At 67.9% G+C, this 9,660-nt stretch carries 8 protein-coding genes, 1 tRNA gene and 1 pseudogene; 3 read left to right on the forward strand and 7 right to left on the reverse strand.

Going from position 1 to position 9,660, the window contains the following annotated elements; translation table 11 throughout:
* From ETD83_RS35290 to ETD83_RS35310, 5 genes are all read right to left on the reverse strand, one after another.
* Positions 1 to 196: hypothetical protein (locus ETD83_RS35290; protein WP_205718049.1), on the reverse strand; the 196-nt coding region annotated here is incomplete at its 3' end.
* Positions 197 to 583: 387 nt separating this feature from the next.
* Positions 584 to 1,774 carry an HNH endonuclease signature motif containing protein gene (locus tag ETD83_RS35295; protein WP_138649548.1) on the reverse strand — a complete coding sequence of 397 codons (1,191 nt, stop codon included), beginning with the start codon at positions 1,772 to 1,774 and terminating at the stop codon, positions 584 to 586.
* 364 nt (positions 1,775 to 2,138) lie between these two features.
* A tRNA-Pro gene (locus tag ETD83_RS35300) sits at positions 2,139 to 2,212 on the reverse strand.
* A 79-nt stretch (positions 2,213 to 2,291) separates the two neighbouring features.
* Positions 2,292 to 2,909: a class I SAM-dependent methyltransferase gene (locus tag ETD83_RS35305; RefSeq protein WP_138649549.1), complete on the reverse strand. Its 618-nt coding sequence runs from the start codon at positions 2,907 to 2,909 to the stop codon at positions 2,292 to 2,294.
* Positions 2,906 to 3,805, reverse strand: coding sequence for a metallophosphoesterase (locus ETD83_RS35310; protein ID WP_230421394.1), 900 nt, complete (start codon positions 3,803 to 3,805; stop codon positions 2,906 to 2,908). Before ETD83_RS35310 ends, ETD83_RS35305 begins: the two co-directional genes overlap by 4 nt.
* 79 nt (positions 3,806 to 3,884) lie before the next feature.
* On the opposite strand from ETD83_RS35310, the gene ETD83_RS35315 reads away from it, so the two are divergent.
* On the forward strand, positions 3,885 to 4,337 hold the full coding sequence (locus ETD83_RS35315) for a GatB/YqeY domain-containing protein (protein ID WP_205718050.1): 453 nt from the start codon (positions 3,885 to 3,887) through the stop codon (positions 4,335 to 4,337).
* A gap of 6 nt (positions 4,338 to 4,343) precedes the next feature.
* Here ETD83_RS35315 and ETD83_RS35320 read toward each other — a convergent pair whose 3' ends face one another.
* Positions 4,344 to 6,668, reverse strand: coding sequence for a penicillin-binding protein (locus ETD83_RS35320; protein WP_138649552.1), 2,325 nt, complete (start codon positions 6,666 to 6,668; stop codon positions 4,344 to 4,346).
* Between the two features lie 328 nt (positions 6,669 to 6,996).
* On the opposite strand from ETD83_RS35320, the gene ETD83_RS35325 reads away from it, so the two are divergent.
* Positions 6,997 to 7,308, forward strand: a complete 312-nt coding sequence (locus tag ETD83_RS35325) for a WhiB family transcriptional regulator (protein WP_131969361.1) — start codon at positions 6,997 to 6,999, stop codon at positions 7,306 to 7,308.
* A gap of 364 nt (positions 7,309 to 7,672) precedes the next feature.
* Here ETD83_RS35325 and ETD83_RS35330 read toward each other — a convergent pair.
* A pseudogene (locus tag ETD83_RS35330) lies at positions 7,673 to 8,071 on the reverse strand (TetR/AcrR family transcriptional regulator); the annotation flags it as partial.
* Positions 8,072 to 8,600: 529 nt separating this feature from the next.
* Here ETD83_RS35330 and ETD83_RS35335 point away from each other — a divergent pair.
* Positions 8,601 to 9,578, forward strand: coding sequence for a DUF418 domain-containing protein (locus ETD83_RS35335; protein ID WP_138649554.1), 978 nt, complete (start codon positions 8,601 to 8,603; stop codon positions 9,576 to 9,578).
* Positions 9,579 to 9,660: the final 82 nt, after the last annotated feature.

The following is a 9,660-nucleotide window of genomic DNA, read 5'->3' on the forward strand; positions in this document are numbered from 1 at the left end:
ACCCAGCCCGCCCCGCCTCCAAGGCCACCTGACCAGCCTTGGCGGCGTCACCGAGGTCATCATGCACCAGGCGCTCCATGCCCTGCCGACCGCCGGCGTCCTCATGGCCGAGCATGGGAACCAGCGTCTCGCCATCAGACACACTCCAGACGCCATGAGCCCCAAGAAACCCAGCCATACGGGCGATCTCATACATGCCACGCGAGCGTACACACCCACCACCCACAAACCGCCGCGACGCAACGAAGGAGTGCCCTCGCGCGCAACTCCCTGAGCGTTTCGGAGAGTTTGGCGAGGTCCGCGGGGTGGTCCGTGGTGATGCCTCGTACCGTCGTCTCCATGTGCCCGCCGGACGACCGTTGTTGCGGACGAGGTGAATGGTGACGTTGGCGACCTCAACGTCCACCCTCCGGCCCAGGAGCCGCTCGACCCGGACGTGCCGTGAGCGTTCCTTCATCACCGACTGGCCAGTTGGCTGCGCGGCCGAGTGCCTGCAGCGGCGCCAGGCCGTTCACCCCCTTGCTTCCCGCAGCTCAGATCGGCGAGAGGCTGATTCGACAAAGCGTAGAGACTCCCGACCTGTTCAGCCCAGGTTAACGAGCGACCTTGCTAGGGCCTCCCAGGCGGTGTGGCGCGAGCGCGCCTCGGTGAGGAGGAGTTCGCGCAGCTGTTCGCGGGTCTGACCTCGGGTTTTGATGGCGTGGCAATTGGGGCAGAGCGCGATCATCTGGATCGGGTGGTCCCGGCCCCAGTTCGCGCGGTCCTCGACATGATCGACTTCCAGGATGGGCTCGCCCTGGTCGGTGACGTCGTCAGGCTGGCCGACGCACACCGGGTTCTCACAGCGACCGAGGCTGCGCAAGAGTACCGCTTTCACTGCAGATGAAGAACGTACGGGCGTTTCGCTAGTCGTTCGGCTTGTGCGGTTATGGTCGCCACGTGCCTCGGCGGCTTCGACATTATGGCAAAGACGTTGGTAGGCCTCAAGGTCGCTGTGGCCGTGCCGCGTGCCATGGTCCGAATGCACAGGCTGAAGACCCACATCCTTGAGCAGCGCTTGGGGGACCGCGCCGTCGAAGAAGCGGTGGCCGAGTTCTGCGATGGCTTCACCGCGCGCCTCCTCGGAAGAGGCGGCCAACTCGTACGCCCAAGGCAACAGCCCACCGTGCGGGTCGTGTTCTTCCATCCAGCTGAGAGGCTCGCCGTGCGCGGCCGGAATGGGCCCGGCGTGACCACGCAATTCCCACAGGTCGGTGTGTGCCAAGGCGAGGATTGGGAACTCTGGCCGGGGCCTTGAACGCGGCTGACCGTACTCACGCAGGAGACCACGAAGTTCAGCGTGAGCGTCGGTCCAGGAAACCAGCCGTGGGTTCCGGTTTGCGGCACGACCCAGGGCCCACAGAAGAACGATTGGCTGATGCCTGGCCGGCCCGTCCGCCGTACTGGCGACGCGCAGCCCTCGCAACTGAGCTATGAGCCGCGATAGAGGCGGAGGAGGCTCATCGCTGATCACTTCGAATCCCAGCCGAGAAAGGAGCCTGCCGACGGTCTCGTGTCCGCCGGAGAACTCCCGGGCGCTTAGCGGCCTGCCCGCGACGGAACGGTAGGCCACGCCCACAATGGCCGTGGAGTCGTAATAGGCGCCGTTGTAGTGCAGCAAGTACCGGCGCGCAGGGTCGAAGCCGTACTCCTCGCGGAACCGCTCGCGCCCCAAGCGGTCGCACTCGGCGATCGCATCCAGCACAGCCTCACGCGTGATGGGCGAGAGATCCATAAATGGAGGGTATGCCCGAGTAGCGACACTTTGCCAAGGTTGCGGCCAGACCACGTCCCACCGCGCGAGAGTCCTCGGACGGCGCCACCTCGTCCGCGCAAGCGCCACAGACCCTCGCTGTCGCGACGGCAGCGGTGCCTAATCCGGGAGATTGTTGTGCGGTCACTGCGGCGACTTGCAGGGAGCCGGGTGTGCGGGGCTGAACTCGAGCGGCCTCGGCTTGCCAGAGCCCACTTGTCGGGAGGCTCGTGGGAGTGTGTTCAGGGGCGCTGGGTAACGTTCCGTCTCACGGTCGAATGACGACCGAACGACCAAAAGGCCGGGTCTCCATTGGAGAACCGGCCTCTGACCTGGCGGTTTTCTGTCGGGGTGGCGGGATTTGAACCCACGACCTCTTCGTCCCGAACGAAGCGCGCTGCCAAGCTGCGCTACACCCCGGTGGTGGCTGCCCGGGAGTCGTACGGTCTCCCGGCGCCTAGTCCACCTTAGCGGATGTCCGGGGGTGGTGCGTCCCCATTTACCTGGGCCTCGGGCGGCGGGCGGTGAAGCCGGTCATGGCGCCGTTGGGGGTCAGGTGGATGTCGGTTAGGTCGGCGTCGGTGAGCCAGGTTCGGAGGTCGGTGAGGGTGCCTGAGGGGCCGAAGATGCCTTGGCGGCGCATGAAGGTGTACAGGGTCTCGGTGCGGCGGGCTGTGTTCCGGACGAGGGTTGTGCCGCGGAGGGTGCCGCCTGGGCGGAGGACGCGGGTCAGTTCGTGTACGGCCGTTGCCGGGTCGGGGAGGCAGTGGAGGCCGTTGTAGGTGACGCAGAGGTCGAAGATGGAGTCTGGGAAGGGGAGGGCGTAGATGTCTGCCTGGAGGAGGGTCTTCGTCTTGCGGCGGGCGCGGGTGAGCATCGTCCAGGAGAGGTCGACGCCTACGTGGCGGGGGTTGTCCCGGACGGCGATGCCGCCGCCGCAGGGGATGTCGAGGGTGAGGGCGGACGGGTCCTGGGCCGCGATCGCCTGGTGGAGGTGGCGGATGTCGTAGTCCCACAGGAGGCGGGCCGCGGGGCGTGCGAGGACGCGGTTCTGGACGAAGAAGTCGTAGAGCGTGACGGACAGGCGGCCGGTTTTCCAGCGGGCGCCGTCGTTCATACGCGGGGGACGAGGGTGAGGAGAGACGCCTCGGGTGGGCAGCAGAAGCGCATGGGCGCCTTGGGGGACGTGCCCAGGCCGGCGGAGACGTGGAGCCAGGAGCCGCGGTGCCGGTGCAGGCCCTTGACGCGGGGCCGGTCGATGCCGCAGTTGGTGGCGAGGGCGCCGTAGAAGGGGACGCAGACCTGGCCGCCGTGGGTGTGGCCGGCGAGGAGGAGGTCGTAGCCGTCGGCGGTGAACCGGTCGAGGTTGCGGGGCTCCGGGGAGTGCATCACGCCCAGGTGGACGTCCGCCTGCGGGTCGACCGGGCCCGCGATCTTGTCGTAGTGGTCGCGGTTGATGTGGGAGTCGTCGATGCCGCCGAACTCGACGTCCAGCTCGCCGACCTTGAGGCGGCCGATGCGGTTGTTGAGGTCGAGCCAGCCGGCGGCCTGGAGGGACGAGCCGAGCTCGCGGTACGGGAGGTCGGGCTCGCGGCGATGCCGGTCGTAGTCGGACTTGCTGGTCCGCCAGATGTAGCGGAGGGGGTTCTTGAAGATCGGGGAGAAGAGGTCGTTGGACCCGTAGACGAAGACGCCCGGACGGTCGAGGAGGGGGCCGAGGGCGTCCAGGAAGGGGCCGATCGTGTCGCGGTGCGAGATGGAGTCGCCGGTGTTGACGACGAGGTCCGGCTCCAGGGCGTCCAGCGAACGGACCCAGCGGATCAGGCGGGACCGGCCGGGCGTGAGGTGCGCGTCGGAGATGTGCAGGATCTTCACCGGCGTGCGCCCAGGCGGCAGCACGGGGACGTCGATGCGGCGGAGGCGGAACCAGTTCCGCTCGATCACCGAGGCGTACCCGAAGGTCGCGGCGCCCGCGCCCAGGAGTGCCAGGGGCACGGCGTAGAACTTTCGCACGCCTCCCATGCTTCCAGAGAATTGCACCGCGTGGTAATCCCGATGAGGCTCCCGGTGCGGTACGGGCATGATGTGGTGCATGACCTTGAAGGAGAAGCTGGAGACCGACCTTTCGGCCGCGATGAAGGCGGGTGACAAGGTGCGCACGCGCACCTTGCGGATGGCGCTGACGGCGGTCAAGAACGAGGAGGTCGCCGGCAAGCGGTCGCGGCAGCTGTCCGACGACGACGTCGTCCGGGTGCTGACCCGGGAGGCGAAGAAGCGGCGCGAGGCGGCGGCCGCGTTCGGGGACGCCGGGCGCGAGGCGCAGGCCCAGGCGGAGCGGGACGAGGGCGAGGTGCTGGAGGAGTACCTGCCCGCGCAGCTCGGCGACGCGGAGCTGACGGCGCTGGTGGCGGACGCGATCTCCGAGACCGGTGCGGCGGGGCCGCGCGCGATGGGGCAGGTCATGAAGGTCGTGAACCCGAAGGTGGCGGGACGCGCCGAGGGTGGACGCGTCGCCGCCGAGGTGAAGCGCCAGCTCGTCCAGTAAATGGCGTTAGTCGCCCCAGGGGGGCCAGCCGCTGCCGGGGCCGTCGTTGCCTCCGCGGCGGCCCTTGCCGTTGCTCACGTAGAGGATGACGGTGGTCCCCGGCGGGACCTGGCTGCCGGCGGACGGTGAGGTGGAGACGACCGTCCCCTTCGGCTGGTTCGAGCGGACGGACGCGGGCGCCACGCGGGCCTGCAGGTCGGCGCCCTGGAGCGCGGCGGTGGCGGCGGCGACCGTGGCGCCCTTCACCTGCGGGACGCGGGCGGTGTCGCCGAAGTCGCGGGTCGGGGTCCGGAAGCCGGGGGCCGGGTCTCCGGCGAGCGCGCTCTGCATGCTCTGCTGCCAGATGCCGCCGGGAATGCCCGCGCCGTACACGCCGTACACCTTGTACTGCCAGGGGCCTCGGAAGTCCCAGTAGGCGGTTGCGGCGGCGAGGTTCGGGGTGAAGCCGGCGAACACGGCGCAGGAGTGGCTTTCACAGGTGCCGGTCTTGCCCGCGGCCGGACGGCCGATGCCGCGTCCCGCCGCGGTGCCCTTCGTGAGGACGCCCTGCAGGATCGAGTTGACCTTGTCGGCGACGTCCACGTCGAGGGCCTGGTGGCAGTCCTGCTTGGGCAGTTCGACCTTCTTGCCCTCGGGGTCGACGACCTCCGTCACCGAGACCGGCGCGCAGTACTTGCCGCGGGCGGCGAAGCCGGCGTAGGCGGCGGCGAGGTGCACCATGTCGACGTCGTTGACGCCGAGGACCTGGGACGCGATCGGCAGCAGCGGGTTCCCGTTGCCCTGCTTCATGCCGAACTCCTCGGCCATCTTGACCGCGTTGCAGACGCCGACGCGCTTCTCCAGATGCGCGTAGAAGGTGTTGACCGAGTGCCAGGTGCCGGTCTTGAGGTTGAAGTTGCCCGATTCGCTGTCGCCCGCGTTGGACACCGTCCAGGGGCCGCCGCCGATCAGCGCGTCCTTGACCTTCTTGCCCTGGTACATCCCGGTGTACTTGCACGGCTGGAAGCCGCCGATGGTCGTCGTCTCGGGCGAGTTGATCGTCGTGCTGACCGGGATGCCCTGGTCGATCGCGGCGGCCAGCGTGAAGATCTTGAACGTCGAGCCCGCGGACACGCCGTTGCCGCCGCCGTGCCGCGAGTCGGCGGGGAGGTTGATGGTCGTCTTGCCCTTGCCCGGGCCGAACCGCTTGCTCAGCCCGATCGCCTTGACCTTGCCGGTGCCGGGCTCCACCATCGCCTCGGCGGCGACGCGGTTGCCGCCCGGCGGGACGGTCGAGCGCAGGGCCCTGTCGACGGCGCGCTGGTCCTGCATGTCGAGCGTGGTGCGGATCGTGTAGCCGCCCCGGTTGAGCTTGTTGACGACGTTCTGCTGATCCTTCGGTTCGAGCTGCCAGTACTTGCCGTTCGACAGGATGTTCAGCAGGTCGTACTTCACGTATTCGCAGAAGTACGGCACCCTGCTGGTCTCGCACCCGCCGACCGGGTCGGTGCGGTTCAGCTCGATGGGCTTCTTGGCCTCCTCGTCGGCCTGGGCCTTGCTGACGTGCCCGAGCTGCGCCATCCGGTAGAGGACGACGTCGCGCCGCTTACGCGCGTCCGTCGGGTTGCGGATGGGGTCGTAGGCCGTCGGGTTCTGCGTGATGCCGGCGAGCAGCGCGGCCTGGCCGAGGGTCAGTTCGGACGCCGGCACGCTGAAATACCGCTTGGCCGCTGCCTGGACGCCGTACGCGCCGGCGCCGAAGTACGAGATGTTGAGGTAGCCCTCAAGGATCTGGTCCTTCGTCATGCGCTTCTCGATGTCGAGCGCGTAGCGGAGTTCGCGGAGCTTGCGTCCGACGGTGGGCGCGGTGGCCTCGCGGTACTCCTCGGGCGATTTGGCGGCGTCGACGAGGAGGTTCTTGACGTACTGCTGGGTGAGGGTCGAGCCGCCCTGCGTCTGCTCGGACTCCACGTTGGACGCCAGCGCGCGGATGGTGCCCTTCAGGTCGAGGGCGCCGTGCTCGTAAAACCGCGAGTCCTCGATGTCGATGATCGATTGCCGCATGATGGGCGCGACCTGGTCCAGCCGGACGGATTCGCGGTACTTGTCGAAGAACGTGGCGATCTGCTTGCCACCCGAGTCGTACACCACCGTCTTCTCGGACGGTGGTGTCGTCTTCAGTTGGCTGTCCATGTCCTCGAAGTTGTTGGCGGCGTCGCGGGCGGTCAGCCCCGCGCTGCCGACGGCGGGCAGCGCGATGAACGCGACCAGGACGCCGGCCACGACTCCGGCGCCGAGGAGCCTGAACAGCGTCGACGCCGCCTTCATCCGATCCGTATTCGCAACGCGCACGCGGTCTAGGGTACGCGGGATGACCAGTGCATTCGGGACAGGGCCCCCGTAGCCATACCTTCCGGGCCTGGGACGTCGCGACGTTCGTCCGTTATGCCCTCAAGATGACAACCCGCGCCGTGTCTGGCGCGTCAACTACAGGTAACTAGTCCGTTCCGGTGATATGGCCCTGGTGGGCTATATCGAGAATGGGCCCATCGGGGGCTGTTGAAACGTCCCTCGCTTCCGTAAGTTCTTCCCCACGGCTTTCGTTTGGCGGCCTGACGTCCGCGCCCGTCCGGCCAAGGAGCGCAAATCGACACACAGACCCTAGGGGAGTGGGGCCAAGATGTGGATCACGGATTGGACCGCCCGCGCCGCCTGCCGTAACGCGGATCCGGACGCCCTGTTCGTGCAGGGAGCGGCGCAGAACCGGGCCAAGATGATCTGCCGCGGTTGTCCGGTGCGCACGGAGTGCCTTGCCGACGCCCTCGACAACCGGATCGAGTTCGGTGTCTGGGGCGGCATGACCGAGCGTGAGCGCCGTGCACTGCTGCGTCGGCGGCCGGACGTGCGATCGTGGCGCGACCTGCTGGAGACCGCGAAGGAGGAGTACGAGCGGTCGGTCGACATTGACGAGCAGGAACTCGTCGCCAGCTGACCCGATCCGCCGCGAGGCGATCGTCCAGTTGTCACGGGCGTGGAGCGGCCCGTACGGCAGAAGTTGAAGTACCAGCTCGGCCGAATAATGCGTTGTGGCAGGCCCGCGCCCGGGTGGGCGCGGGCCTGCCAGCGCGCTCCTGATCGTCCTACGGGCGCCTCCAGTCGCTCGTCCTGCCGCGTGCGGGCGTTCCGTTGTGATCGTGCGTCCGTCCGGCTATCCGTGACCAGGTGATCGTGGACGTCGAATGCGCGGACCACGTCCGGCGCGGATCCGACCGGAGGCCGTCTTGCCCGCCGCGCCGACCGCGAATGCCATTCGCGCGATCAGCCGCCCATGTTTATTTCCGCAGGTCAAAGCAGGGTTAGTGGGGATGCCTCAGGCCGGGGGTGTCTCGGACCGGGGTGTTACGGGTGTAGGGCGGCGTTGAGGAGTTGTTCGGCGGCGCCGCGTGGCCACGAGCGCTCGGACGGGCGCGGCGGTGTCGGACACCTCGACGGCCGCGGGCGTTGTGGAACGGGCAACCGCGCAGGACGCTCCCGGACGTTGGCGCCTCAAAGAGGGCGAGCAGGCGTTCGCGCGGAGCCAGGCGCTCGTCGTCCAGGACACGTTCCCGCGCCAGCGGCGCCTCGGTGTCGAAACGCCGCAGGTAGACCTCGACCAGCGCGTCCTTGCTGGGGAAGTGCTGGTAGAAGGTGCGTTTCGAAACGTGCGCGACCTCGGTCAGGCGTTCCATGCCGGTGGCGTTGATGCCCTCCTGGTAGAAGAGCCGTACTGGACGCGTACCTGGCGTCCCTCGACGTCGAGTTGAGCGCGGAACATCATGAGCGGTTGAGCGCTGTCAGCGGCGTCGCCATGGGGCAGCCGCATGAAGCGATCGCGGCCCAGCGCGAAGCGGTCCTCGGCGGCCGCGCGACCCGTTTCCGCCGTCCAGCCGTCCCAGTGGCCTAAAGAGTTCACCGGCGGCCCGACACCGGACCGAGTCCGGTCGAGCACGGCCCCGGCAGCGCCCTGTACCGGCCGCCGGACCCGGTCGATCTCCGCCCTCGGCAAGCTCACCTACCGCTGACCGCCTGCCCAGCCGTGATGCGTGTGTTCTCTTCATGAATCCGTCCCTTCACACAGCGGTGGATGTGCCGCCCGCGGCTCCGGTGGCCGATGCGTCAGCCCACCCGACCGCGAGCAACACCCGAGATTCGTGTCCGGGTGCTCGCTGGATGACCGATCGCTGGGGTGGGTGGACGTGATGTGGTGGTTCTGCTGGCTCGGGCTCCGAGAGGGGAGGTCCGGGGATGCGGACGCGCATTGCCGAGGTGGACGTTCTCCGCGGGTTCGCCCTCTTCGGTATTTCGATTGTGAACACCGTGGGGATCACGGGGATGCCCGTGGATGGGAGGAGTGGCGGAGCGGCGTATTGGGCCTACGAGACGCTCTTGCATCAGAGGTTCTTTCCGATTTTCTCGTTTCTGTTCGGGGTTGGTTTCGGATTGTTTCTGGAGGCTGCCGGGGAGAAGGTTTGTCGTCCACGGGTGGCGATGCTGGCCCGGCTCGGGTTTCTGGTGCCCTTCGGTGCTCTGCATCGGTTGCTCCAGCCCGATGAAGTACTGCTGAGTTACGCGGTCGTCGGCATCGTCGTACTGCTGCCCGCATCGTTTCTTCCCGGACGTGCCGTCCTGGCGCTCGGGGCTGTGGTCACTGTGGCTGCCGTGCTGGTCACGGGGGGCGGGAGCGTGCTGATTCCGGGGCTGTTCCTGCTTGGGTACGCGGCGCAGCGTCACGGGATTGAGAAGCTTCTGGGGCTGTCTGGGCGCTGCTTGGCCGCTGTGTTTGGGGTTGGTCTTCTGCTTGCAGTCGTTCTGAATGTTTGGCAGGTCGGTAATGGCTCAGGGTCCGGGACGCGGCTAGCGGCGGTCGCGGGTCTGGCGACCGCAGCGACGTACGTGGTTTTGATTCTGTTGTTGCTGCGCTCGCGTGCTCGGGGCGCACTGGAGGTGCTGGCACCGCTCGGGAGGATGGCGCTGACCGGATATATCGGAGCCACACTGATGATCGTGCTTGCCGACCATTTCGCTGATCTGGGGAAGGATCCCGCCTATGGGATGGCCGTCTCCTTGGGGATATGCGTTTTCCTTGTTGAGTTGGCGTTCAGCTCATTGTGGCTGCGGTATGCCTGGTATGGGCCTTTGGAGTGGGTGTGGCGCTGCCTCACCTGGTGGGACGTCGTCCCGATCAGACGTCGGCGTGGACGGGCGGCCGTCGAGGGCGGATGACGTCGGACGTCCCTCGCGGGCAGGCGCGGGCAGGCGCGGGTGCGCGTGGTCAGGCGGCGGCGGTCGGGGAGGAGGAGGTGGG

Origin of the sequence: Actinomadura soli (genome assembly GCF_005889715.1) — a bacterium.
Lineage (GTDB): Bacteria > Actinomycetota > Actinomycetes > Streptosporangiales > Streptosporangiaceae > Spirillospora > Spirillospora soli.